Source organism: Vreelandella titanicae BH1 (genome assembly GCF_000336575.1).
Classification (GTDB): Bacteria; Pseudomonadota; Gammaproteobacteria; order Pseudomonadales; family Halomonadaceae; genus Vreelandella; species Vreelandella titanicae.
Genome location: NZ_AOPO01000015.1, coordinates 68,641 through 91,535 on the forward strand (window position 1 = coordinate 68,641; position 22,895 = coordinate 91,535).

A 22,895-nucleotide genomic window follows, 5' to 3' on the forward strand; every position below is an offset into this window, starting at 1 on the left:
AGTAGCGTTTAAGTAAGTGAACGTTGAAATATCGCAAAAGATGGTACGCATTTTGCTCTCAATTGTTTGATTGTTTTGCACGCGGCAGGCCTACACTGAGCATTGAGGAAGTTGCCGCTTCCACCCCAGCGCCAGGAGAGCGCCCATGAGCCAAGTGAATTGGAATAACTATGCGTGTCGTGATTACTACGATGAGCTGATGGCCGCTCCCGGTCAGCCACGCGAGTCAGCGGGTGAATTGTGCAACATGTTGGCAAGGTTTAGCGCCGAGGAGTTAGCGGAGCGAAAAACCGCGGCGGAGATCGCTATTCGTACCATGGGGATTACCTTCACCGTCTACTCTGAAGGCGCGATGATTGACCGTGCCTGGCCCTTTGATATTGTGCCGCGAATCATTCCCGCCAGTGAGTGGCGTAAAACCGAGGCAGGCCTTAAGCAGCGCGTGCAGGCGCTGAATCTATTTATCGATGACCTTTACCATGATCAAAAAGTCATTAAGGACAAAGTACTGCCCGCCGAGGTGCTGGCACAATCGGTTAATTTCCGCCCCCAGTGTGTTGGCATTAACCCCCCTCACGGCGTATGGGCTCATGTATGTGGCTCTGACCTGGTGCGCGATGGCGACGGGACGCTCTACGTGCTGGAGGATAACTTACGCATTCCTTCCGGTGTCTCCTACATGCTGGAAAACCGCAATGTCACCAAGCGGGTACTGCCGGAGTTGTTCGCCTCAGGCAAGATTTTGCCCGTTGATGACTATGTGGCTCAGCTTTACGACATGCTGGCGGCGATGTCGCCAAGGCCAGGTGATGACCCCCAGGTAGTGGTACTGACCCCCGGGATCTACAACTCTGCCTATTTTGAGCACGCCTATCTTGCCCAGCAAATGGGCGTCGAGCTGGTGCAGGGAAGTGATCTACTCGTTGATGACGATGATGTGGTGTACATGCGCACCGTGGAAGGGCTACGCCGGGTCGATGTTATTTACCGCCGTGTAGACGATGAGTTTCTCGACCCGGAAGCATTTAACCCGGAATCCATGCTGGGGGTGGCGGGCCTAATGCGCGCCTGGCGGGCGGGGAAAGTAGCACTTGCCAATGCTCCGGGGGCCGGCGTGGCGGACGATAAGGTCGTTTACGCCTTTGTTCCCGCGTTGATTCGCTACTACCTCGATCAAGAGCCGCTGATCCCCAACGTGCCCAGCTACCTGTGTATGTTCGAGGACGATCGCCGCTATGTACTCGACCACCTGGATGAATTGGTAGTGAAACCGGCCAATGAGTCGGGGGGCTACGGCATGCTCATTGGCCCACGCTCAACCAAAGAGACCCGCGAAGAGTTTGCCCGCTTGATTAAGGCGAACCCGCGCAACTATATGGCTCAACCGACCCTGGCACTGTCGACCACGCCTACGCTGGCGAATGGATTACCGCAGCCGCGCCATGTGGATTTGCGCCCCTTCATTCTGTCGGGGCCAGAAATCCACGTCACCACCGGTGGACTAACCCGCGTGGCATTGATAGAGGGTTCGTTGGTGGTGAACTCTTCTCAAGGTGGCGGCAGTAAAGACACCTGGATTGTAGAAACCGACGATAAGGCGGCAGCGGCCGCGGTGAAAGGAGCCTAACGCCATGCTGTCACGCGTTGCAGAGAACCTCTACTGGATGGCGCGCTATATTGAACGTGCGGAAGACACTGCCCGTTTGCTGAGTGTCAATAGCCACCTTATGCTCGATTTGCCGGGGCGCCTGCCGTTAGGTTGGGCACCGCTTATCGAAATGACCGGCAGTCTGGAAGCCTTTACCGCACGCCATAAAGACTTTGATGAACGCAATGTGGTGCACTTTTTATGCGCTGATACTGACAATGATATTTCGATTATCTCTGCGCTTGCCAGTGCCCGTGAGAACCTCAGAACCACTCGGGATGTGGTGCCCCGGGAGATTTGGGAAGAGGTTAACCAGCTCTATCTGAGCGTGGCCGATCATGCCGAAAACGGTGTTAGTCCACGCCGTCGCGATAGCTTTCTCAAAAGCGTCATCCGTAGCTGCCAGGCGTTGACGGGCCTGATTGAAGGCACGTTAAGCCATGGCCCTGCGCGTACCTTTATTGAGCTGGGGCGTCAGTTAGAGCGGGCCGATATGACTACTCGCATCGTGGATGTGCGCTCTGCCAGCCTGCTGCCGCAAAACCCTGAAGAGCTGCTGCCGTTTGAAAACCTGCAGTGGATGAGCGTACTCAAATCGCTCACCGCCTACCAAATGTACCGTCAGCAGGTACGCTTACGCGTTCGGGGCCCTGATGTGCTGCGCTTTTTGCTGCAAGATCCTAATCTGCCACGCTCCATTGCCTGCAGCTTGGAGACGCTGGGCCATGAGCTGACGCTACTGCCAAGACAGGATCGACCGGCAGCGACCGTTTCACTGGTGCGCGCCGATGTGGTGGATGCTGATATTCAAGCGCTGGCCCACTCACCCAGCAAGCTGCACCTGTTTATCGACGAACTGCAGATCGGCTTTGCCGCTATCCACGATACGCTTAGCGCAACCTACTTTGTGAATGACGACAGCGTGCCCCGCGTCACCCAAAACCAGAGTCAGAGCCAGAGTCAAAGCCACGCAGGGGATAACGATAACGACTAACCAGTGGGGGAGCCGCGCTCTAGCGGGCTGGCGGCCTGCACGATTCGATGCAGGTACGCCAGCTTCTCGCGCACCGCTGGGGCAAGCACTCCTGGGGCCAAATCGAGCAGGCCCATATCCCGGTTGAGCTCATTCACTGCCATCCCTACCTGATGAAAGGCAATCAGCATGCTCTCCAGACTGCCGTCGTACTCAACGGGGGTAATGCCCATGTGCAGTGCGGTATTCAGCACGGCGACCATATCCAAGTAGTAGGCAAATGTTTCAGCAAAATCTTCCCAGGGGTGCATGGTGGCGTAAGCAGAGATGAAGCGATTAGGCCAGTCGCTGGGCGCCCCCTGCTGGTAGTAGCGCTCTAACGCTTCGGCATAGGTTGGCCGGTGGTGATTGCCAAATACCGCACGGCAATTCTCTTCATCGCGATCCTTAACCAATACATCCCAATAGTAGTGGCCGATTTCATGGCGGAAATGACCAATTAATGTGCGATGGGATTCGTTCATGTCGACCCGCAAGCGCTCGCGTTCAACGTCGTCGGCTTCTTTGATGTTGATGGTGATATGCCCTGCTGCATGGCCGGTATACACCTTCTCTGTCTTGGCGGTGGAACGCCATAAGCCCTGGTCGGGGAGGGCATCAGCCATAAATGAGAAGCTTAACGGCACAGCAATGTCGTCGTCTTTGGTACCGTGGGGAAGTTTAAGTAGGTCCAGAGTATGAAAAAGGCGCCGTTTAGCAGCCTCTAGTGCCGCCCAACGCTCACGGTGGCCTGCAATATTGAGGTCGGGTATTACTTCGTTGTAACGACAGCAGTCGCAGAGCGTGTCCGCTTGGCCGTGCTCCATCACCACCAGCCGATTACATACGTTTTCAACAGCGTAGTTGTGGCACTTCATTAGCGCTGTATCGCAACCCGGGTGGGTACAGCGATAGCCGCCGTTATCCAAGGGCTCAATGGCCACGATATTGCTACAAGCAGGGCACCAGCCTACTTCTGACTGACAGGCAAGGCAGTGGGTGTTTTCGTAGAACAGCGTATTGCCACAGCGGCAGTGAAAGGTCTGCATAGATAATTCCCTGTGTTTAAACACGCGCTTTCGCCGTGGGCGATCCGCAAGCCTGCGGCACACTGATTAGCCGAAGCATAGCCAGCGCGGTGCCACAATGAAAAGGCTAATTGACGTTCTGGCGTAGATTTTGTTTACTCATGAGATACTTGGTTGACGTTAACGTCAACTTGCTGCTATACCCTGTGTACTTGTCTTACCGCGATGCGTTTTAAAAACAGCTTTTTTTAATACTCGCAACCATAACAACCACAACCATAAATAGGAGCAACGCTATGTCCGTTCGCGAAATTCCCATGTATATCGATGGCCAGCCCGTCCAGTCACAGAGCCAGGAGTGGCGCGACGTGGTCAACCCTGCGACGCAAGAAGTAGTGGCTCGAGTGCCGTTCTGTACCGCTGACGAAGTAGAACGCGCTATCAGTAGTGCCAAAGAAGCGTTCAAGGAGTGGCGTAAAGTGCCGCTGGGGAAGCGCATGCGCATTATGCTCAAGCTGCAAGCGCTGATTCGCGACAATACCGCTGAACTCGCGGCACTGATTACTGAAGAGCACGGTAAAACCCTGCCCGATGCGGAAGGCGAAGTGGGTCGTGGTCTGGAAGTGGTAGAGCACGCTTGTTCGATTACTTCGTTGCAGTTGGGTGAATTAGCCGAAAACGCTGCCAACGAGGTAGACGTTTACACCATGCACCAACCGCTGGGGGTGGGGGCTGGGATTACCGCCTTTAACTTCCCGATTATGTTGCCCTGCTTTATGTTCCCGCTGGCGATTGCCACCGGAAATACCTTTGTGCTTAAGCCCTCCGAACAGGATCCCAGCTCCACCATGCGCTTAGTGGAGCTAGCCCATGAAGCGGGTATCCCTGCGGGCGTGCTCAACGTAGTGCACGGTGGCCCGGACGTGGCCAATCAAATTGCCGATCATCAGGATATCAAAGCGCTCTCGTTCATCGGCTCTACCCATGTGGGGTCGCTGCTGTATAACCGTGCAGCAGCGGCGGGCAAGCGCATGCAGGCGATGATGGGCGCCAAGAATCACTGTGTGGTTATGCCCGATGCTAACCGTAGTCAAGCGATCAACAACCTGCTGGGCTCAGCTTTTGGCGCTGCGGGCCAACGCTGCATGGCGAACTCGGTAGTGGTGCTTGTCGGCGAGGCACGCGAGTGGCTAAGCGATATAGTAGATGCGGCGCGAGCAATGAAAGTAGGCCCAGGCACTCAGCTTGATGCGGACTTGGGCCCGCTGGTGTCACCTGCTGCCCGTGATCGTGTACTACGTTTAATCGATGCAGGGGAGAAAGAGGGCGCCAAACTGATGGTTGATGGTCGCAAGGTTCAGGTAGAGGGTTACCCCAACGGTAACTTCGTGGGGCCGACCCTGTTTGCCGATGTAACCGCCGATATGACCATTTATCGCGAAGAGATTTTTGGCCCCGTGCTGTGTGTGGTCAGTGTTGAAACCCTGGATGAGGCGATTGCCTTTATCAATGCCAATCCCAACGGCAACGGTACCTCCATCTTTACTAACTCAGGCTGGGTAGCGCGCCGGTTTGAAACCGATATCGATGTTGGACAAATTGGTATTAACGTGCCAATCCCCGTACCGGTCGCTTACTTTAGTTTCACCGGGTCAAGGGCTTCAAAGCTGGGCGATTTAGGGCCCAATGGTAAGCAGGCGATTGCATTCTGGACACAAACAAAAACCGTAACGGCACGTTGGTTTGAACCCGAGAATGTTTCCAGCGGTATTAATAGCACGATTTCGCTGGGTTAAAAAAGTGGCGCTAACTGGCTCCGCTTAAGCGGGGCCAGTTGCTAACGAGGTCGGTTAACCGCTTGGCAGATCAAGCCAGGTGGCTGGCTTAAAAGTTGTCAAACAGCGGAAGGCTCTCTTCAAGCAGCTGTTCAATGGGGCCGAGCTGGCTTTCATGCAATACTAACAGCGACTCCTTACCCATAAAGTGTTCAGCGGGGGGGACGAGCAGAGCAAACTCACCCTCTTCAAGGTGAAACTCATGTATTTCGCGCATTCCCAGCGGAGTTACACACTGCGTGCAGCGGTAGGTGTCATCTTCGCCATAAATCAGCCGATGGTACATTTTAAACAGCGTATATAGTGCCAAACCACCCTCAAAGGCTGGCCAGCGCGCAGGGGTCTCGCGAATATCGTTGGTAAGGTCTTGCCCTTCGGCTTCGGCGTCTGCAATTGCATTGGCAAGCGGGGCGGCAAGAATGGCGCTGTTGTCGGCAGGTAACGGCGTGTTGTGCTTAGAAGCGTGTTCAAAATCTTGTACAGCGCGCTTAAAGTCAGGAACGCCATCAAGAGTATAGTCGACATGCTGGAGGTCTTCGGGCTCACAGCCGCCATTTTCCCAGCCATGAATGACGCGAAGTGTCATTTGACCCCGTGTCATTGGGCGGGCAAGCAGCATATGCAGCATTATACGAATGTGCAGCTGACGCTCATCGGTATCATTTTCAAATGCTCGGTAAGGGTCAGTAAACAGCTCGTTTAGACGACCGGGGGTATGTTCCTTGGCTTCGTTATGGCTCATGACAGTGTCCCTTTGAACGAACTGTTTATTAAGAGTAGCGCATGTTTTTTTGTCACAGAACGAATCTTCAGTATGGCGAGTAGGGCGGCTGAATAAAAGCCTCTTAATTCAGCTTTTTGTTACACAACCGCTAAGCCGTTTTTATGAGATGGCTAAACTTAACAAGAAAGAGGTGAGCATGTCTTCATCATTAAGTCGTTTTAACGTGCCTGAAACATTGGATGACCTGCCTGACGATATTCGCAGTACCATTTTGACCGTTCAGGGTAAAGCGGGTTTTGTGCCCAATGTCTTTCTGATGTTGGCCCATCGCCCTGCTGAATTTCGTGCTTTTTTTGCCTATCACGATGCGTTGATGGAGCGCGAATCAGATACCCTCACCAAAGCCGAAAAAGAGATGATTGTAGTGGCTACCAGCGCACGTAATCGCTGCCTATATTGTGTGGTTGCTCACGGGGCACTGGTGCGCATTTACAGTAAAGACCCGCTACTCGCTGACCAAGTGGCGATCAACCATCGGGTGGCGCCGATTAGCGAGCGCCACCGGGTGATGCTCGATTTCGCCATGCACTGTGCCATCGATGTGGGTGAAATGACTGATGAATGGCTTGCCCGCCTGCTGGAAGTAGGCTTTAGCCAAGAGGATTGCTGGGATATAGGCGCGATCGCGGCGTTTTTTGGCTTGTCGAATCGGTTGGTTACCCTGGCAGGTACGCCACCCAATGAGGAGTTCTACCTGATGGGGCGAGTGCCTCGCTAAGAGGCGACCAGCGCACCTTAACTTTACTAAGCTATGATTTTGATTGAGAATAGTTCTTGAGACAGCGCTTCGAAAAGTACCCAAAAACGTACTTAGAAAAAGCGCTTAGCAAAACACCTACATTCACTGTCGCCAGGGGAGCCCTGCATAAAAGGGCTGAGATGCGGCTACGCAGACCCTGGAACCTGATCCGGTTCGTACCGGCGGAGGAAGTGCGACATGCTTTACCTAACGTTAGCCGTGCTTGGTGCGGCGCTGTGCTGCTTTGCTTACTTAGGCCTCCGGGCTCGCTGGGTGAATGGCCCACTTGATGACTATGTCACCGCCCGTAACTCGCAAACGGCATCTACCCTGGGGCTCTCCTTCCTTGCCTCCGGCATGGGCGCATGGATTCTCTTTGCTCCTCCTGAAATCGGCGCCTTTGTTGGCCCGCTGGCCCTGGCAGGCTATGCATTAGGCTCTGCGCTGCCGTTTATCGTCTTGGGGCTGTATGGGCCGAAGATTCGCCGGGCGCTGCCCGAGGGGCGCAGCATCGCCGAGTTTGCCGAAGCGTGCTATGGCCCTGGTGTAAGGCGCTGGGTAACGCTGGTATCAATCGCCTATATGGCGTGCTTTTTAGCTGCCGAGCTAACCGCTATTGGCGCCATTACCGCGCTGCTTTCCGATGTGCCCCCCGCACTGGTGATTATTGGCGTGGCGCTTACCACGCTCATCTATACTGCGGCAGGTGGTCTACGGGCCAGCCTTGCCACTGACCGTTGGCAGGCGTGGTTGTTACTGGTACTGCTGTGTGTGGTCGGTGGCATGGCCCTATGGCGGCTTCCCACTATTCCCAACGAGGCTGCGCTTCCTGCCATTCCCATCACCAGTGCGCTCAGCGTAGCGTTAACGCTAGTGATCGCGGTTACCGCGGCCAATCTCTTCCATCAAGGCTATTGGCAGCGCGTGTGGGCCGCTCAAGACGATCAAAGCCTGGGGCGCGGGGCATGGTTAGGTGGCGCAATGACGGTAGTCGTCGTCATGGTGATTGGTGGTCTGGGTGTATTGGCCGCGATGAGTGGTGTGCCATTAGGCGAGCCGCCGATGCCATTTTTTGCCCTGTTAAGTGATGCTCCTGTTTGGCTGACGCTACCCGCCTTGGTATTAGCGGTGACCTTGGTGGCCTCCAGCGTTGATACGCTGCAAAATGGTATTGCCTCGTTGGTGGTCGCGCGCAGCGAGCAGCAGGGCGTATCACTGGTGGCTGCCCGCTGGGTGACAGTGGTAGTAATGGTACCGGTGGTATTAATTGCCTTGCAGGGGTTGTCAGTACTGCGTCTGTTTTTGATTGCCGACCTGCTGTGTGCTGCCATTGTGGTACCTGTGCTGTTGGGCCTGTGGCAACGAATGACGCCACTGGCCGCCATTGTAGGTGGCATCGCGGGGCTGCTGGGTGCCATTCTCCCAGGGTGGTTAAGCCAAGGAAGCTTGGTCGCCGGGATGGTGGCCGCCAGTTTTCCGGGCAGTGTCCCTACCTTGGGGCCATTCGTCGGGGCGTTAATCGCCTCAACGCTGGTGAGTGTGCTGTTAGCCTACTTAACGCTAGCTATTCGCAAGGACATCCATGATTCGAACTCTTCTGACTACCCCTGAAGGTGAGACCCACGAGGGGGATGAAAGCCTGTTGGCTGTCTGGCAGGCGACGCCTGGCAGCCATATCTGGATCGATATGCAGGGCGAGTCCCAACAAAGCGAGCGGGCGATTTTAGAGGCGTTTGAGTTTCACCCCATGGCGATTCAAGATGCCCACAAAGAGCGCCATCCGCCAAAAATTGAAGAGTTTGATAATCACACCTTGATTATTTATCGTGGCATCTCCTCCTTTGATGCCGAACTAAACTATCTGCCTCAACAGGTCTGTTTCTTTGTGGGGGAGCGATTTCTGGTCACCCTCCATCCCGGCCAAGCGCTCTCCATAGAACGGCTATTCAACGAGCACGGTAAAACCTTGCTGGCCCATTCGCCGGAACATGTCGCGCTGCGGGTGATGTATATTTCTGCGGGCTTTTATATCGATAGCCTGCTTGAGTTCGAAACGGCGTTAAGCGATCTGGAAGACGAACTGCTGGAAAATGGTAATGATGTGCTAATGCGCAAGATCATCACTTACCGTTCCCGGCTGGTTAAAATGCGCCGCATCTTTAGCTACCACCAGGGGATTACCCAAGAACTCACCGCTTATGACTATGAGCATTTACCGCGGGAAGAGAGCGAAACCCTGCACGCCATCAACGATGTAGCGGATCGCTTCGAACGCCTCTACACATTGACCCAAATGTACTACGACATTTGCGGTGACCTAATCGATGGCTATATCTCTATTTCCTCCCACCAGCTAAATATCACCATGCGGGTGCTCACGGTGATTACCGCGATTTTTGTGCCGCTCACGTTTATTGCCGGGATTTACGGTATGAACTTCGAAAATATGCCCGAGCTGCGTTATCAGTATGGCTACTTTTTTGTCTGGGGAGCCATGTTGGGTATTGCGGGTGTCATGATTTGGCTATTTAAGCGCAAGCATTGGTTTTAAGGACAGGTTTTAAGGACGGGGTTTAGTCTCCCCATAGAACGACTCCAGGAAACAAAAAGTTGACCCATGCATAGGTGGTCGGTGGCTGAGTGTGGCATCCTCTCCAGCGACCAAGACTATAAGGCATAAAGCCGTCGACTAGCGTTTTCACTGGGAGTTGTTCCATGACGATTATGATTATCGGGCTGCTGATTTTTTTAGGCAGCCACTCTGTACGTATCTTTGCTGAAAACTGGCGTCAGCAGCAGATTGCGAAACATGGCGAAACCACTTGGAAAGTCGCCTATTCGGCGGTATCCATCGTTGGCCTGGCCATTGCTATATACGGTTTTGGCCAGATGCGCCTTGATCCCATCTATATCTGGTACCCGCCAATGGGAATGCGCCATGCGGTGGCGCTGCTGATGGTGCCGGCCTTTATTATGCTGGTGGCGGCATACATTCCGCATAACGCGATTAAGGCCAAACTTGGCCATCCGATGATGCTGGCGGTGAAAGTCTGGGCTTTTGCTCACCTGCTGGCCAACGGTCGCTTGGGTGATATTATCTTTTTTGCTGCCTTTCTTATCTGGGCTATCCTGGCGTTCAAAGCCGCCAAAAAACGTGGCCGTCTTGCACCGCCCGCGCCCGTCAGCACCCATAAAATGGCCACCATTGTTACCGTACTCGTCGGCTTGGTAGCGTATGTGGTGTTTGCCTTTTACTTGCACACAGTACTGATTGGCGTCCCTGTTTTTAGCTAATCTATTTTTAGCAGTTTGACGTTAGCCCAACCTAGGAGTCACTCCATGGCCGAGACAACACACACGGTGCCCACCACAATGGCTGCTATGCTTTTGATCGGACATGGCGGTATCGAAAAGCTGGAATACCATCAGGATGTCGCCACGCCGCAGCCCAAGGCGGGCGAAGTGCTGGTGCAGGTGACCGCCACGGCGAAGAACAACACTGATCGCAAAGCGCGTGAAGGGCTGTACCCTACCAAGGACAAAGGCGATGTCACGTCCTTTGCCATGGGAGGTACGCCAACCTTAACTTTCCCGCGTATTCAAGGCGCCGACGTCGCTGGCCGCATAGTGGCGGTGGGAGAGGGCGTTGACGCCGGGCGCATTGGTCAGCGAGGTTTGCTGGATTTTAATATTTACGCCGATGAACGCCGTGATATTAATCTAACCCCGGATTACTATGGCCATGGAGCCGACGGCGGCTTTGCTGAGTATATCGCTGTGCCTGCTGATCAGTTTTATCACGTGCCCAACCCCGAGCTTCACGACGCTGAATTGGCCTCAATGGGCATGTGCTCTTATCAAACGGCTTACCACATGATGACTGCCGCCAAGGTGAGTGCTGGCGAGCGTGTGCTGGTCAGTGGTGCTAGTGGCGGTGTTGGCACCGCGCTCATTCAGCTCTGCCGTATTGTGGGAGCGGTTCCGTATGCCGTTAGCCAGTTAGATAAAGCCGAGGCGCTCAAAGCACTAGGCGCAGAAGCGGTCATTGATCGTGGCGACCTACCGACGTTTGTTGACCGGGTGCTGGAAACCACTGGCGGCAAACCAATCGATGCGGTGATGGACTTAGTCGGCGGTGAGATGACCAACCTGTTTATTGACACCATGATTGTCGATATGCAGGGGCGTAAGAGCTACCCCCGTCTCTCCATTGCTGGTGCCAGCGGTGGCAACCTTAGCGAAATGATGTGGACCCGCGTGTACCTTTACCAAGTACAGATATTTGGCGTTTCCCATGGCACCCGCGAAGAGGCCGAACAGCTGGTGGCGTGGATTCGCAGTGGGGAATTAAAGCCGGTACTTCACGCCGCTTTTAAGCTTTCTGACCTGCATGCCGCCGAGCGCTATTTTGTTAACCGGGGCAGCAATTATCTGGGCAAAATTGTGCTTGTTCCCGATGCTCAGTGGGCATCTCACGGTGCGCCGTTCGCCCTTGAAAATCCTTCTTCTGCCGTTTAGGAGCGCCGCTAGTGCATAACCTTCATACCATCCAGCTAATGGACACTCATGCCGGTGGTGACGTTAGCCGTATCGTCACAGGGGGGATTGATGTTCTGCCTGGCGCCACCGTTCGCGAGCAGATGGAGTACCTGCGTGATGACGCCGACGGTTTGCGCCGCCTGCTGCTCGAAGAGCCCTACGGCATCCCGGAAATGTCGGTCGACTTGTTGGTGCCGGCCACTCACCCTGAGGCGGTGGCGGGTTACATCATTATGGAAGTGATGGGGTACCCTATTTACTCTGGCTCCAACACGCTGTGTACCGCCACGGCCGTGCTGGAGAGCGGCATTGTGCCCAAGCAGGAAGGCATACAGCGCTTTAAGCTTGAAGCGCCGGCGGGGCTAGTGCAAATCGAAGCGAAGGTGCATAACGGTGTGGTGGAGTCGGTTACTTGTGGCGGCCTTCCCAGCTATATCGATACCTATCGCGATACGATTCAAGTGCCGGGGATTGGCGAAGTCACCTATTCGATCGCCTATAGCGGTGGCTTTTACGCCTTGGTCGATGCAACCGAGCTGGGCTTTAAGTTGGTGCGTGATGAGGAGCGCGCACTTTCAGAGTGTGCCTACAAAATTGTTGAGGCAATAAAAGCGCAGCGGGGCTTTTCTCACTACACTCTGGGCGATGTGGGGCCTCTGCCATTTTTGCACTTTATGGGGCCTGAAGAGCAGATAGGGGAGGGGTATACACGTTCACGGTCAACGACCTACGTTCATCCAGGCGTTATTTGCCGCAGCACAACGGGCACCGGCACCTCGGCACGTCTAGCGCTAATGAACTACGAAGGGCGTTTGAATGTAGGTGATAAGCTAGAGACGGTGTCACTGCGTGAGACGGGGTTTATCGGCACCTTCATTGGCACCCATCAGGAAGGGGCTTACCAGGTAGTGGAAAATACCATTACTGGCCGCAGCTATGTATTGGCCCACTCGGATATTGTGATTAACTGTGATGACCCGATGGTCGCGTGTGGCGAGCTACACCATATCTTGCGCGACCGTCACTCGCCGGAAGCCCTGCCTTTAGAAACATAGCCCCTAGAAACATAGTCCCTAGAAACATAGCCTTCGGCTATTAAGCGTTCCCATACCGGGGTCTTTTCGGCCTCGGTCATGCTGCCCCAAACCGCAATTTCATCCAGCGTGCGACCACACCCTTCGCACACCGATGTTGTTGGTTCAATCTGACAGATTTGTATGCAGGGCGAAAGGGGGCGCTGAGCAGGAGGTGCGGTGTCTTTAGTCATTAAGAGGCCGACACCTTACCGCGCAGCGATTTAATTTTGCCCTTACGGGTTTTGTGATCGACGCGGCGGCGCTGTGAACCTTTGGTGGGCTTAGTGGCGCGGCGTGCTTTTTGCTGCTTGGTGGCACTCTGTATCAGCTCTTTTAAGCGTGCCAACGCATCCTCTTTATTCAGCTCAAGCTTACGATGGCTCTGGGCTTTAATAATCACCACGCCCTCTTTACTGATGCGCTGATCGGACAGCGCCATTAAGCGCTCTTTGTACAGCGGTGGCAGTGTTGAGCTAAGAATATCGAAGCGCAGGTGTACCGCTGAAGCGACTTTATTGACGTTCTGTCCGCCCGCGCCTTGGGCGCGAATCTGGCTAATATCAATCTCCCAATCAGCCAGGGTAACGTTGCTAGAAATGGTGAGCATTAATGGCCCCTGTGTTACTCGTGAACCCATAAGGCTAGCACAATTGGCACACCTGAGACGAAGGAGGGCTTTCAGCACTTGTGGTAGGGAGCTTCAGCTCGCGAATGTGTGGGCTACCAGCCTGATGAGACTATGGGGCGCTTGCAGCCCTGATGTTTAGCCCACGTTTTAGCGCGCCCGGTTAGCCAGCTAGATTGTTGACTGGCTGACCATTAATGTAGGCCAGCAGGTTACTAAACGCATCGCCAAAGTAGAGCTCGTAGCTATCCTTTTCCACATAGCCAAGGTGTGGTGTGGCGACCAGATTGGACAGTCCCAGCAGTGAGTTTTCGAATACAGGTTCTGCATCGAATACGTCTACCGCAGCTTGACCGGGTCGCCCGGCTTTTAGTGCTCTTTCCAGCGCCCCAGGTGCCACTAGCTGAGAACGGCTGGTATTCACCAACAGAGATGTGGGCTTCATCTGGTCTAGGGTTTCAGCGTTGACGATACCGCGAGTATCGTCGTTTAAACGAAGGTGTAGGCTGAGCACATCCGCACGCTGGAACAAATCAGCCTGATTTTTGGCTACCTCTAGTCCAGCATCTGAAGCGCGCTGGCGGGTGCCTTCTCTTCCCCACACCAAAACGTTCATTTCAAATGCCTGGCCATAGCGCGCTACTAAGCTGCCGATTTTGCCATAGCCAAAAATGCCTAGGGTGCGGCCTTTAAGGCCCGTGCCTAAGGTACGCTGCCAACGGCCCGCTTTCAGGTTCTCGACCTCTGCGGGTATATGGCGCATCGCGGCAAGCACCAAGCCCCAGGTTAATTCTGCCGCCGCATAGGGCGAGCCAGTGCCCGTCATAACAGTGATGCCATGACGGCTGCAAGCCTCCATATCCACGTGCGCTGCACCGCCACCCGTTTGGCTAATGACTTTCAGGTTGGGCAAGCGTTCAAGCAGGGCGGCCGTGATAGGCGTGCGTTCACGGATGAGTACCAACGCCTCGGCATCCTGAAAGCGCGCGCTCAATGCATCCAGGTCAGTAAGCGTATCGTGATAAACCTTTACCTCTTGACCTTCTAGCTGCTTGAAAGCGTCTAAACTGCGCACACAGTCCTGATAATCATCAGCAATGACAATCTTCATTGAATCGGTTCCTTGCTGGGCAGCATATGTTTGTAAAACGCGTCTATGCTGGCAATGCTGTTGTAAAGTGATAGCTGTTATAGGTTGATAATACGCTTAAACCCATTACTCAGGAGTCAAAAATGAGCGACTACCTATTGGATGATTCCCCACTAAGCCCAGGGGTTATTTATCGGTTGCTGTCGGGCACTGTTTGCCCCCGGCCTATTGCCTGGGTGTCTACCCAGAATAAGCAAGGAAATGCCAATTTGGCGCCATTTTCCTTTTTTAACGTGGTCAGCGTGAATCCACCGGTGCTGGCGTTTTCTCCACTGCTGAATGGTAGCGGTGAACTTAAAGATACCGTGCGCAATTTAAAAGAAGTACCTGAATGTGTCGTACATGTGGGTAGTGAAGGGTTGATAGAAGCGCTCAATACCACTAGCGCCAGCTTGCCGCCAGGAGAGGATGAGTTTGCGCTGGCCGACCTTGAAAAAGCTGAGATGCCTGGGGTCAGCGTGCCACGCATTGCCAACGCTCCCGTGGCGTTTGGTTGCAAACTATTCGATATGATTAGCTTTGGTGACCAGCCGCTAGCAGGTACTTTGGTGCTGGCTCAGGTTGTCTCCATCCATATTGACGATTCGCTGTGGGATGGTCGCCATGTAGATATGGATCGACTCAAACCTGTTGGTCGGCTTGCAGGCAGTGATTACATCCGTATCAGTGACCGTTTCGCCATCGAAAGACCTGCTTAAAAGCATAATTTTGCGCTAATGGCGGGTGTGACATCAACTGTTACAATCTAAGTAATATTTGTTACTTAGCAACCAACGATAATTAATCTTTAGTCGTATATCCTCCCGCCGATAGAGATAAGAACTGGTTGGTGATTTCGAACGCGTGCGGTGTTAACCATTGCACGTATTCGATATTGCCATTTATGTAGTGGGGAAGTGATCTAGCCAGCAAGGAGCAGATCAATGCAACGATTGGGAATCGGGTTGTTAATAAAAGCCTTGTCACAAAAGGTCTTATTAAGAAAATACTTATTGAATATAGCATTAGCAGTGGGAATGTTTGTTCCACTTCTTGCGCAGGCAGAGCTGAGTTTCGGTATTGTTGCTCCTTCCAGCGGTGGGGCCGCACCGCTAGGATTGGGTATGCAAAAAGGTATCGAGACCTACTTTGCCGAAGTCAACGAGGCAGGTGGGGTTAATGGTGAAACCCTGGCGTTAATTGCCCGGGATGATCAGTACAAACCGCTGCAGGCCGCCAGTAATACCCGACAGTTGATTCAAGAGGATGAAGTGCTCGCGGCGATCGGAAATGTCGGCACTCCGACGGCCACCGTTACTATTCCCATCTTTAACGAATATGAAACGCTTCTGTATGGCGCTTTTACTGGCGCGGGTGTGCTGCGCAAAACGCCGCCTGACCGCTTCGTGATTAACTACCGGGCAAGCTATGTACAAGAAACCGCCGCCATGGTGGGCGGGCTGTTGGAGGCAGGTGTTTTGCCCGAGGAGATCGCCTTCTTTACGCAGAACGATAGCTTTGGCGATGCAGGATACAATGGTGCCACCCAGGCATTAACTGCCCATGGCGTCGACAATATCGCGGCACTGGCTCATGGCCGCTTTACTCGCGGTACACGTAATATTCACCAGGGCTTAGCGACCATTCTGGAAGCGCCGGTGACACCACGCGCCGTTATCATCGTCGGTACTTACGGCCCCGCAGCGGACTTCATTCGCGAAGCGAAAAATGACCTACCTGATACGCTATTTCTGAACGTTTCTTTTGTGGGCAGCCAAGCACTTATGGATGAACTTGGCGATCTGGCGGAAGGTGTCATTATTACCCAAGTCGTCCCCCCGCTAAATGCCGACCTGCCCGCCGTTGAGGCCTACCGCAAAGCGTTGGAAACCCATGCCCGTGGTAGTGAACCTGACTTTATTTCCCTGGAAGGTTATTTGGCGGCAAAACTCTTTGTTGAGGGCGTAAGAGCGGCCGGTGCTAACCCTGACCGTGAGGCGATTGTGGATGGTCTGCTTGGGTTGGGCTCGGTTGATATTGGTTTGGAAGAGCCGTTGAGCTTGGGGCCAAATGACCATCAAGCCAGTGATGCGGTATGGCCAACCATTATTAAAAACGGCCGTTTCGAGTCGGTGGAATGGGCAAGCCTGTTGCCCTAAAGCTTACGTTACCTGTCTGTCCCCTGACACAAGTGAAAACAGATAATGAAAAAAACCTTAAGTATTCGAGCGATGTTGATCAGCCTGTTCTTAGCCGCAGTGCTAGGCGCTGTGGTGCTGGCGGCAACCGGTTGGACGACCAACCAACGGCTAATCGACTCACAGCGTTATATTACCAATGAAGTATTGCCGCTTCAGGATGCCAGCATGGGCATGGTGCTTACCATGGGGGCATTTGGTCAACGCCATGCGGATTTGCTTGCCGCAGAAAGCGTGACTGATCTAGATGAGACCACCTCTCAAGCGGCACTGGATGAGCGTTTTAATGATGCACGGCAAGGCCTCCATGGGGTTGATCAAGCGCAAGGGTTGAGTGAGCTGGATAGCCACTATCAAGCATTGCTGGAAGGAGATACGGCGCTGGAAGCCGTACGCCGCGAAGAGCTGAGCCTACAAACCCAGATGGCTGAGCGCATCAGTGCAATGCAAGCGCTTATTTCTCAAGTAATACTAAGTGCCGAAGATATTGCCGGGCGGACGGCGCTAGCACAGGTTCGCAGTGACCGTGAACAGCGCGAGTTAGTGGAAGCCTGGCGCGAAGATGGCATGACCACGTTACCGACCCAATTGCTCGACAATATGTTTACCGCGCAAGCGGACATCGGACGCCTGAGCGGCAATGCGCGCATGGCATTAGCGCAGCTGTCAGATCTTGGCCGCCAGATGATGCAAACGACTAGCGTCGATGCGCTGGTCAATTTGCGTCACAATGAAATTGCCCAGCAGGTGGGTCTAGCTCGCCAATCACTGGCGGCGATCGCCGACGCGCCTAGCACCGAAGTAGACCAGCGAGCGCAAATCAGTGATCTAGACGATGTCATCGTAGAGCTGGATGGGTTGATGGTATCCGATGACAACGCTGTCTATGAGCTGCGTTTACAGCAGTTAGAGTTAAACGCCCAGGTGCAAGCGGCGCTCACTAATGTTGCCCAAGCCATGGCGCAGATGCGCACGGCGCTGAGCGACGTGGAGGCATTTACCGTGGCTCAGGCGGACAGCGCCGCGACCCAGGCCGAAGCATTAGCCAACGCCGGGCGTTCACTGCTGATTATGGTTACTCTGGCGGTCATCGCGCTGCTTGCCATCTTTGGCTGGCGTACCATGGTGCGTGTATTGGGCCCGCTAGTGGCGATGCGCCAGCAAATGGAAAACATCAGCGGAGCCGCAGGGGAAAACGCTGACCTTTCTAAGCGACTAGAGCTTAAGCGCAATGATGAAGTGGGCCAAACTGCCCAAGCGTTTAACAACATGATGAATACTTTTGAAGGCATGGTGGCACAAATTCGTGAAAGTGCCGAAGCCATCGCGGCCAGCAGCCGCCAAATTGCCGCCGGTAATGAAAACCTCTCCCAGCGTACTGACCAGCAGGCAGCATCGTTGGCGGAAACGGCTTCAAGCCTCGAACAGATCACGGCCACGGTGAAACAGACCGCTGATTACGCTGACCAAGCCAAAGACGCTAGCGGTAATGTTGATCAGCGCGCCCGTGCCGCTGGTGAGGTATCAACGCGCACCACGGCGGCAATGGGTGATATCCGCGAGGCGAGCGAAAAGATTACCTCGATCATCAAAGCCATTGACGATATCGCTTTTCAAACCAACTTGCTGGCGCTCAACGCTTCTGTTGAAGCGGCGCGAGCGGGTGAGCAGGGCCGTGGGTTTGCCGTAGTGGCCCAAGAAGTGCGCAAATTAGCGGGACGTAGCGCCGATGAAGCGGCCCAAATTCGTCATTTGGTAGACGACAGTGTCGCCAAGGTAAGCGAGGGTGAGCAACTGGTAAACGCCTCAAGCAAACACCTGCAGGAAATCATTGATAGCCTGGGAGAGGTGACGCGCTATGTTACCGAGATTGCTGGGGCGACCCATGAGCAATCTGCTGGTATTGATCAGATCAACCAGGCAATTTCGCAGCTGGATCAGGTGACACACCAGAACGCCCGCTTGGTGCAAGAAGCGACGACTGCCAGCCATACGCTGGATGATCGTGCCGGTGATATGCATTCACTGGTAGGGCGCTTTCGGGTCGGCGACGCGGCAGGGCAACGGCATCTAGCGCTTCCGCAGCAGGAGAAAGTGACTCAGTAGTAAGCAATTACTACCTATTGTCGGAAAGCGCTTGCTAGTCTCATCTAACACGCCCTGCGTGTGCTCAAACACTCGATCAATAACCATAAGATAACCAAGAGGAGCACTGAGATGAGCAGCAAGCGCATTTTAATGATCACCGGCGATTTCACTGAAGATTATGAAACCATGGTGCCATTTCAGGCACTTATGGCAGTCGGCCATCGTGTCGATGCAGTTTGCCCCGGGAAAGCCTCGGGCGATACTGTGGCGACGGCGATTCATGACTTCGAAGGCGATCAAACCTATTCCGAAAAGCCCGGCCACCGTTTTGCCCTGAATGCCGATTTTGCCAGCATTAATCCCGCCGATTACGATGCCTTGGTAGTGCCTGGTGGACGTGCACCTGAATATCTTCGTTTGAACAAAGAGGTGCTAACCATGGTTCAGCACTTTTTTGAGACCAATAAACCCGTGGCGGCGATTTGCCACGGCGCTCAGCTATTAGCCGCTGCAAAAGTACTGGAAGGGAAGCAGTGCTCCGCTTACCCGGCCTGCCAGCCGGAAGTAGAGCTTGCGGGTGGCCACTTTGCCAACCTGGAAGTGACCGATGCGGTAACCGATGGCAACCTGGTCACCGCCCCCGCATGGCCTGCCCACCCAGCCTGGCTGGCGCAGTTTATGGCGCTACTGAATAAGTGAGCTTGGCCCACTAACCTAACGAAATTTGCGCCCAGCACCCGCTGGGCGCTCTTGTTTGCTGTGCCAATAATTGCCGCTATGCTCTAATCAGAGGATTCCTGATAATGCGTGTGGTTACGAACACCCCGAGAGACAGCCTATGTGTAAACTGTTTATTCAAGCCGACCCAGAGCTGTGGCGCAGTGCGACACACTCGCTGCGTATAGATGGCATGGTTACCAGCGTGCGAATGGAAAATTACTTCTGGCACATTCTCGAAGAGATTGCCCAGCGTGATGGAATGAACACGGCCCAAATGATTACTCGGCTTTATCATGAATCTATCGACGCCGGACACGATTTGGGTAACTTTACCTCGTTTTTACGCGTTTGCGCTCTGCGTTATCAGGCGCTTCAATTGACGGGTGATATTCCTACCCAGCATCAAGTGCCTATCGCCACCCTGGATGCTGAGCAAATTTTAGCTCGCGAGGGCGGCAATAGACGTGATCCATTGCATTGACGGGAGTGAGTAAGGCGTTATTGAAGCGGTCACTCAAGTCGCGCTTCCAGCGCCGTTAAAAATTTTTCAATACGTGCTGCGTTGGTGCCCACGTCGCTGGCACCCAGACGTGATGCCGAGCGCATATCCACCTGTACTCCGTTCTCAAGCTCGGTTAGGCGAATGACCACATCATCCTCAAAGCCAAACCAGCGCGTGGTCGCGGTGGCTTCTATGTGGTTGTCGGTAATTCGTGCGATCCGCCAGCCAGCCTCTTCGGCCTCAGCTTGTGCGGCAGCGAGTACCATTTGTGGGGCCTCGTCCAAGACCAGCGGCTTGATATAAGGGTAGGCTGCTTGCTGCTGCTGAGCGGTGGCGTCGCCCGGGTAGTCAACCGCGTTAGGCGCCGCTTCTCGTGCGTCAGCTAACGCTTCAAAGACAGGAGGGTTCTGCGTATCGGTGGTGATGTCGTGAATCGCGGGCACTTGTTGAGCGCGTTGCCAATGCTGCCAGGGTACGTAAAGCAGTGCAGCAGCGGCGACGATAACCAGCGTGGCTATTAAGGCGGGCCTAGAGCGATGAACCAGCAGGCTAAACAGTAGCGTGACAATACTGACCGCGACTGCTCCTCCAGCGGCATAAACGCCGTTACGGAGTAAGTTGAACGCCTCGCCTAGGCTGATAAATTCGCCCCGATAAGCAGGTCCGGAGCCCGCCATCATTAGGGTCGCCACCGCTAGCAGCAAAATGGCTAAGCCAGCTAGCACGCCTGGCCAACGGCCTCCACGAGGGCGTACCGTTGTTAGTCGCGTTACCATGTTCTCTCCTTATCACAGCGTATTTCGCTATTCTTAGCACAACTATTTCTTAGCACAAACACTGGGTCAATGGGCAATGTGAACGTGTTAAAACCTGACGATAGGATATATATGACCGATAACGTAGCCGCTCTTCGCCAGCTACTGCTCAGCGCACCGCGTGACGCCCTGCCAATGACATATCAGCAGGTGGCTAGCGCGCTAGCGCTAACACCGCCGCGGACTATCGCTCAAGTCACTCAGGCGTTAGAGCAGTTAATGCGCGAAGACGCCGCACAGCAGAAGCCTTTCATCGCAGCACTGGTGGTCAGCCGGCGAGGCGGCGATTTACCTGCGGCTGGCTTTTTTGAACTAGCCGTCACCTTAGGCCGCTTTCCTGCGGATACCGCACAGCACGAGGCCGCTTACCGTGTTGAGTTTCAGGGTGCTCTTGACGAGCGTGAGAATGCAGATAAAAACGCTCAGCCTTAAGTTTCGCCACGCTGGCTAGGCGTTTTTCGCAGTGGGTCAAGCAACGGGCCAAGCCCATTATGATCAATTTCGTGCATCAGATGCAGCAGTTGGCCAATTTCCCCGGAGGGAAACCCCTCCCGAGCGAACCAGTTTAAATAAGGGCCGGGAAGGTCAGCGATAAGCCGACCCTCGTACTTGCCAAAGGGCATGGTACGCGTCACTAGCTTTTCCAGATCCTCTGGTTTCATGTAGTTACTCCTTTGATATTGAACGAAACATTTTAGGCGCCATTATCAGGCCGCTGGGCGATTTCGCCAATCAATTGGGCCAGCGCCCGGGCGGGTTCGCTCAAATGGCCGCTACTGGGATGTATCAGCCCTATGTCGCGGTGAAAGGTGCGTTCGCCTAAATCAATCGCACGCACTTTCGCTGGCCAGGGTTGCTGTGCAATCGCTTGGGGCACCAGAGCAACGCCTACCCCTTTGGCGACCAGTTTAACGATGGCCTCCAGTTCATCCACTTCGCATACTTCACGTACATTGCAGTGATTGTCGCGTAGAAAGCGTTCGACCTGCCGTCCTCCAAAGGAAGCACGGTCGTAGCGGACAAATGGCTGGCGGGCGATCAGCTCCTGCCAGTGATCGCCCTCAATATGGCGCGGCACGATTAAACGAAATGGCTCGTGGGCAAGGGGCGTCCAGCGTAAATCGCTGTGCAGTGAAAAGGGCGGGCGAATAATCACCGCCATATCCAGTTCCCCAGCGTCGACTTGATTCACCAGCTCCATGGAGAGCCCAGGCACCACGCGGGTGCGGCATTCGCTATAGGCGTGATGAAAGCGCGCCAGCGCATCGGGCAGTAGCGAGCGCTGTATGGACGCGATGGCCCCAATGTTGACCCGTTGAGTGGTGGCTTGGCCTGCAGTCGTCGCACCCAGCGTGCTGTAGAGGGTGAGCAGTGCATGAGCTTGCTTTAACGTTTCCTGCCCACGCTGCGTCAAGATGGCGGCACGCCCTTTACGCTCAAACAGTGGGATACCCAACTCTTCCTCGAGGCGTTTCATTTGTGCGCTTACCGCCGCTTGAGTCAGGCCAATTTTATTGCCCGCTGCGGCAAAGGTGCCTTCCTGTGCTACCGCAATCAGCGTTTTTAGCTCACGGATCATTGATCAATCCTTTTTGTGAATCAGCTAAATAGTTATTGATTTTATTTTCCCATGAGCGGCCCTAGGATTAATACAGCGGGGCTGCATAAAGTGCCCGCTAACCCTCATAAAACCCAATAATGTGGAGAATGACCATGAGCCTTTCACCCTTCCATCTGGCGATTCCCGTTTACGATGTGGCGCTGGCGCGAGCGTTTTATAATGATGTGTTTGGCCTGGAAGAGGGGCGTTCCAGCGAGCAGTGGGTCGACTTTAATTTCTTTGGCCACCAACTGGTCATTCATGAGCAGCCCAAAACGCCGGGGCAAGAGAGCGCCCACACTAATCCGGTAGATGGGCACAACGTCCCGGTGCCGCACTTTGGCGTAATATTAGCGTGGGACGAGTGGGAAGCCCTGGCCGAGCGCTTGAAATCGCGCGATACGCAGTTTGTGATCGAGCCGTATATTCGCTTTAAAGGCGAAGTAGGTGAGCAGGCCACCATGTTTCTGCTCGACCCCTGCGGAAATGCCCTGGAGTTCAAGGCGTTTAAAGATATGAGTCAGGTGTTTGCTAAATAAGCCCTGCATTAAATCTCG

At 54.2% G+C, this 22,895-nt stretch carries 24 protein-coding genes and 1 riboswitch; of the genes, 16 read left to right on the forward strand and 8 right to left on the reverse strand.

The genetic code is table 11. The features are described from left to right. The first annotated feature begins 145 nt into the window (after positions 1 to 145). Together HALTITAN_RS20295 and HALTITAN_RS20300 are read left to right on the forward strand one after the other, a co-directional pair. Positions 146 to 1,627 carry a circularly permuted type 2 ATP-grasp protein gene (locus HALTITAN_RS20295; protein ID WP_009288211.1) on the forward strand — a complete coding sequence of 494 codons (1,482 nt, stop codon included), beginning with the start codon at positions 146 to 148 and terminating at the stop codon, positions 1,625 to 1,627. 4 nt (positions 1,628 to 1,631) lie between these two features. Further along, on the forward strand, positions 1,632 to 2,642 hold the full coding sequence (locus HALTITAN_RS20300) for an alpha-E domain-containing protein (protein WP_009288212.1): 1,011 nt from the start codon (positions 1,632 to 1,634) through the stop codon (positions 2,640 to 2,642). On the opposite strand, the gene HALTITAN_RS20305 is transcribed toward HALTITAN_RS20300, so the two are convergent. Then, on the reverse strand, positions 2,639 to 3,709 hold the full coding sequence (locus HALTITAN_RS20305; RefSeq protein ID WP_039860267.1) for a zinc-binding metallopeptidase family protein: 1,071 nt from the start codon (positions 3,707 to 3,709) through the stop codon (positions 2,639 to 2,641). The two genes, HALTITAN_RS20300 and HALTITAN_RS20305, sit on opposite strands and share 4 nt — an antisense overlap. Before the next feature lie 275 nt (positions 3,710 to 3,984). Between HALTITAN_RS20305 and HALTITAN_RS20310 the strand changes: the two genes are divergently transcribed. Beyond that, a complete protein-coding gene (locus HALTITAN_RS20310; protein WP_009288214.1) occupies positions 3,985 to 5,484 on the forward strand; it encodes a CoA-acylating methylmalonate-semialdehyde dehydrogenase in 1,500 nt (499 codons plus the stop codon). Between the two features lie 88 nt (positions 5,485 to 5,572). Here HALTITAN_RS20310 and HALTITAN_RS20315 read toward each other — a convergent pair whose 3' ends face one another. Beyond that, positions 5,573 to 6,265, reverse strand: coding sequence for a hypothetical protein (locus tag HALTITAN_RS20315; RefSeq protein ID WP_009288215.1), 693 nt, complete (start codon positions 6,263 to 6,265; stop codon positions 5,573 to 5,575). A gap of 178 nt (positions 6,266 to 6,443) precedes the next feature. Between HALTITAN_RS20315 and HALTITAN_RS20320 the strand changes: the two genes are divergently transcribed. The 6 genes from HALTITAN_RS20320 (at position 6,444) to HALTITAN_RS20345 (ending at position 12,640) form a co-directional block, all read left to right on the forward strand. Then, positions 6,444 to 7,025, forward strand: a complete 582-nt coding sequence (locus HALTITAN_RS20320) for a peroxidase-related enzyme (protein WP_022522537.1) — start codon at positions 6,444 to 6,446, stop codon at positions 7,023 to 7,025. Between the two features lie 124 nt (positions 7,026 to 7,149). Continuing rightward, positions 7,150 to 7,255, forward strand: a riboswitch (TPP riboswitch). Next, positions 7,245 to 8,657, forward strand: a complete 1,413-nt coding sequence (locus HALTITAN_RS20325; RefSeq protein ID WP_009288217.1) for a sodium:solute symporter family transporter — start codon at positions 7,245 to 7,247, stop codon at positions 8,655 to 8,657. (Overlaps the previous riboswitch by 11 nt.) Continuing rightward, positions 8,629 to 9,597, forward strand: coding sequence for a magnesium/cobalt transporter CorA (gene corA, locus HALTITAN_RS20330; RefSeq protein WP_009288218.1), 969 nt, complete (start codon positions 8,629 to 8,631; stop codon positions 9,595 to 9,597). Before HALTITAN_RS20325 ends, corA begins: the two co-directional genes overlap by 29 nt. Positions 9,598 to 9,761: 164 nt before the next feature. After that, positions 9,762 to 10,340: an NnrU family protein gene (locus HALTITAN_RS20335; RefSeq protein ID WP_009288219.1), complete on the forward strand. Its 579-nt coding sequence runs from the start codon at positions 9,762 to 9,764 to the stop codon at positions 10,338 to 10,340. A 45-nt stretch (positions 10,341 to 10,385) separates the two neighbouring features. Continuing rightward, the gene (locus HALTITAN_RS20340; protein WP_039860269.1) at positions 10,386 to 11,564 is read left to right on the forward strand and encodes an alcohol dehydrogenase catalytic domain-containing protein; all 1,179 of its coding nucleotides are present in this window, start codon (positions 10,386 to 10,388) and stop codon (positions 11,562 to 11,564) included. A gap of 11 nt (positions 11,565 to 11,575) precedes the next feature. Next, positions 11,576 to 12,640 (forward strand): proline racemase family protein, encoded by a 1,065-nt coding sequence (locus HALTITAN_RS20345; protein ID WP_009288221.1) that lies wholly within the window; start codon positions 11,576 to 11,578, stop codon positions 12,638 to 12,640. Here HALTITAN_RS20345 and HALTITAN_RS25010 read toward each other — a convergent pair. The 3 genes from HALTITAN_RS25010 to HALTITAN_RS20355 form a co-directional block, all read right to left on the reverse strand. Then, positions 12,607 to 12,852: a DUF1289 domain-containing protein gene (locus HALTITAN_RS25010; protein ID WP_083868861.1), complete on the reverse strand. Its 246-nt coding sequence runs from the start codon at positions 12,850 to 12,852 to the stop codon at positions 12,607 to 12,609. The two genes, HALTITAN_RS20345 and HALTITAN_RS25010, sit on opposite strands and share 34 nt — an antisense overlap. Next, a complete protein-coding gene (gene arfB, locus HALTITAN_RS20350; RefSeq protein WP_027960041.1) occupies positions 12,852 to 13,268 on the reverse strand; it encodes an alternative ribosome rescue aminoacyl-tRNA hydrolase ArfB in 417 nt (138 codons plus the stop codon). Before arfB ends, HALTITAN_RS25010 begins: the two co-directional genes overlap by 1 nt. A 181-nt stretch (positions 13,269 to 13,449) precedes the next feature. Continuing rightward, positions 13,450 to 14,397 carry a D-2-hydroxyacid dehydrogenase family protein gene (locus HALTITAN_RS20355; RefSeq protein ID WP_039860271.1) on the reverse strand — a complete coding sequence of 316 codons (948 nt, stop codon included), beginning with the start codon at positions 14,395 to 14,397 and terminating at the stop codon, positions 13,450 to 13,452. A 122-nt stretch (positions 14,398 to 14,519) separates the two neighbouring features. On the opposite strand from HALTITAN_RS20355, the gene HALTITAN_RS20360 reads away from it, so the two are divergent. From HALTITAN_RS20360 to HALTITAN_RS20380, 5 genes are all read left to right on the forward strand, one after another. Beyond that, positions 14,520 to 15,134, forward strand: a complete 615-nt coding sequence (locus HALTITAN_RS20360) for a flavin reductase family protein (protein WP_009288223.1) — start codon at positions 14,520 to 14,522, stop codon at positions 15,132 to 15,134. A gap of 318 nt (positions 15,135 to 15,452) precedes the next feature. Next, the gene (locus tag HALTITAN_RS20365) at positions 15,453 to 16,574 is read left to right on the forward strand and encodes an ABC transporter substrate-binding protein (protein WP_169331560.1); all 1,122 of its coding nucleotides are present in this window, start codon (positions 15,453 to 15,455) and stop codon (positions 16,572 to 16,574) included. A gap of 45 nt (positions 16,575 to 16,619) precedes the next feature. Next, positions 16,620 to 18,719: a methyl-accepting chemotaxis protein gene (locus HALTITAN_RS20370; protein ID WP_009288225.1), complete on the forward strand. Its 2,100-nt coding sequence runs from the start codon at positions 16,620 to 16,622 to the stop codon at positions 18,717 to 18,719. Positions 18,720 to 18,830: 111 nt separating this feature from the next. Further along, positions 18,831 to 19,400: a DJ-1/PfpI family protein gene (locus tag HALTITAN_RS20375; RefSeq protein WP_022522546.1), complete on the forward strand. Its 570-nt coding sequence runs from the start codon at positions 18,831 to 18,833 to the stop codon at positions 19,398 to 19,400. Between the two features lie 139 nt (positions 19,401 to 19,539). Beyond that, positions 19,540 to 19,902 (forward strand): ribbon-helix-helix domain-containing protein, encoded by a 363-nt coding sequence (locus HALTITAN_RS20380; RefSeq protein ID WP_027960044.1) that lies wholly within the window; start codon positions 19,540 to 19,542, stop codon positions 19,900 to 19,902. 29 nt (positions 19,903 to 19,931) lie between these two features. Here HALTITAN_RS20380 and HALTITAN_RS20385 read toward each other — a convergent pair whose 3' ends face one another. Next, on the reverse strand, positions 19,932 to 20,699 hold the full coding sequence (locus HALTITAN_RS20385) for a DUF1499 domain-containing protein (RefSeq protein WP_009288227.1): 768 nt from the start codon (positions 20,697 to 20,699) through the stop codon (positions 19,932 to 19,934). 111 nt (positions 20,700 to 20,810) lie between these two features. On the opposite strand from HALTITAN_RS20385, the gene HALTITAN_RS20390 reads away from it, so the two are divergent. Beyond that, complete coding sequence (locus HALTITAN_RS20390; RefSeq protein WP_039860273.1) at positions 20,811 to 21,170, forward strand: hypothetical protein; 360 nt, start codon at positions 20,811 to 20,813, stop codon at positions 21,168 to 21,170. Here the strand turns inward: HALTITAN_RS20390 and HALTITAN_RS20395 are convergent. After that, complete coding sequence (locus tag HALTITAN_RS20395; RefSeq protein ID WP_022522550.1) at positions 21,167 to 21,400, reverse strand: DUF3820 family protein; 234 nt, start codon at positions 21,398 to 21,400, stop codon at positions 21,167 to 21,169. The two genes, HALTITAN_RS20390 and HALTITAN_RS20395, sit on opposite strands and share 4 nt — an antisense overlap. A gap of 32 nt (positions 21,401 to 21,432) precedes the next feature. Further along, positions 21,433 to 22,317, reverse strand: coding sequence for a LysR family transcriptional regulator (locus HALTITAN_RS20400; RefSeq protein WP_009288228.1), 885 nt, complete (start codon positions 22,315 to 22,317; stop codon positions 21,433 to 21,435). A 134-nt stretch (positions 22,318 to 22,451) separates the two neighbouring features. On the opposite strand from HALTITAN_RS20400, the gene HALTITAN_RS20405 reads away from it, so the two are divergent. After that, positions 22,452 to 22,877: a VOC family protein gene (locus tag HALTITAN_RS20405; RefSeq protein ID WP_022522552.1), complete on the forward strand. Its 426-nt coding sequence runs from the start codon at positions 22,452 to 22,454 to the stop codon at positions 22,875 to 22,877. The last annotated feature ends 18 nt before the right edge of the window (positions 22,878 to 22,895 follow it).

What these genes read in the sequence shown, in the direction of transcription:
- HALTITAN_RS20370 (WP_009288225.1), top strand. Translation starts at nt 16,620, where the DNA reads ATGAAAAAAACCTTAAGTATTCGAGCGATGTTGATCAGCCTGTTCTTA.
- HALTITAN_RS20295 (WP_009288211.1), top strand. Translation starts at nt 146, where the DNA reads ATGAGCCAAGTGAATTGGAATAACTATGCGTGTCGTGATTACTACGAT.
- HALTITAN_RS20390 (WP_039860273.1), top strand. Translation starts at nt 20,811, where the DNA reads ATGACCGATAACGTAGCCGCTCTTCGCCAGCTACTGCTCAGCGCACCG.
- HALTITAN_RS20405 (WP_022522552.1), top strand. Translation starts at nt 22,452, where the DNA reads ATGAGCCTTTCACCCTTCCATCTGGCGATTCCCGTTTACGATGTGGCG.
- HALTITAN_RS20375 (WP_022522546.1), top strand. Translation starts at nt 18,831, where the DNA reads ATGAGCAGCAAGCGCATTTTAATGATCACCGGCGATTTCACTGAAGAT.
- HALTITAN_RS20320 (WP_022522537.1), top strand. Translation starts at nt 6,444, where the DNA reads ATGTCTTCATCATTAAGTCGTTTTAACGTGCCTGAAACATTGGATGAC.
- HALTITAN_RS20300 (WP_009288212.1), top strand. Translation starts at nt 1,632, where the DNA reads ATGCTGTCACGCGTTGCAGAGAACCTCTACTGGATGGCGCGCTATATT.
- arfB (WP_027960041.1), bottom strand. Translation starts at nt 13,268, where the DNA reads ATGCTCACCATTTCTAGCAACGTTACCCTGGCTGATTGGGAGATTGAT.
- HALTITAN_RS20385 (WP_009288227.1), bottom strand. Translation starts at nt 20,699, where the DNA reads ATGGTAACGCGACTAACAACGGTACGCCCTCGTGGAGGCCGTTGGCCA.
- HALTITAN_RS20340 (WP_039860269.1), top strand. Translation starts at nt 10,386, where the DNA reads ATGGCCGAGACAACACACACGGTGCCCACCACAATGGCTGCTATGCTT.
- HALTITAN_RS20325 (WP_009288217.1), top strand. Translation starts at nt 7,245, where the DNA reads ATGCTTTACCTAACGTTAGCCGTGCTTGGTGCGGCGCTGTGCTGCTTT.
- HALTITAN_RS20395 (WP_022522550.1), bottom strand. Translation starts at nt 21,400, where the DNA reads ATGAAACCAGAGGATCTGGAAAAGCTAGTGACGCGTACCATGCCCTTT.
- HALTITAN_RS20365 (WP_169331560.1), top strand. Translation starts at nt 15,453, where the DNA reads ATGTTTGTTCCACTTCTTGCGCAGGCAGAGCTGAGTTTCGGTATTGTT.
- HALTITAN_RS20315 (WP_009288215.1), bottom strand. Translation starts at nt 6,265, where the DNA reads ATGAGCCATAACGAAGCCAAGGAACATACCCCCGGTCGTCTAAACGAG.
- HALTITAN_RS20380 (WP_027960044.1), top strand. Translation starts at nt 19,540, where the DNA reads ATGTGTAAACTGTTTATTCAAGCCGACCCAGAGCTGTGGCGCAGTGCG.
- HALTITAN_RS20310 (WP_009288214.1), top strand. Translation starts at nt 3,985, where the DNA reads ATGTCCGTTCGCGAAATTCCCATGTATATCGATGGCCAGCCCGTCCAG.
- corA (WP_009288218.1), top strand. Translation starts at nt 8,629, where the DNA reads ATGATTCGAACTCTTCTGACTACCCCTGAAGGTGAGACCCACGAGGGG.
- HALTITAN_RS20305 (WP_039860267.1), bottom strand. Translation starts at nt 3,709, where the DNA reads ATGCAGACCTTTCACTGCCGCTGTGGCAATACGCTGTTCTACGAAAAC.
- HALTITAN_RS25010 (WP_083868861.1), bottom strand. Translation starts at nt 12,852, where the DNA reads ATGACTAAAGACACCGCACCTCCTGCTCAGCGCCCCCTTTCGCCCTGC.
- HALTITAN_RS20400 (WP_009288228.1), bottom strand. Translation starts at nt 22,317, where the DNA reads ATGATCCGTGAGCTAAAAACGCTGATTGCGGTAGCACAGGAAGGCACC.
- HALTITAN_RS20335 (WP_009288219.1), top strand. Translation starts at nt 9,762, where the DNA reads ATGACGATTATGATTATCGGGCTGCTGATTTTTTTAGGCAGCCACTCT.
- HALTITAN_RS20355 (WP_039860271.1), bottom strand. Translation starts at nt 14,397, where the DNA reads ATGAAGATTGTCATTGCTGATGATTATCAGGACTGTGTGCGCAGTTTA.
- HALTITAN_RS20360 (WP_009288223.1), top strand. Translation starts at nt 14,520, where the DNA reads ATGAGCGACTACCTATTGGATGATTCCCCACTAAGCCCAGGGGTTATT.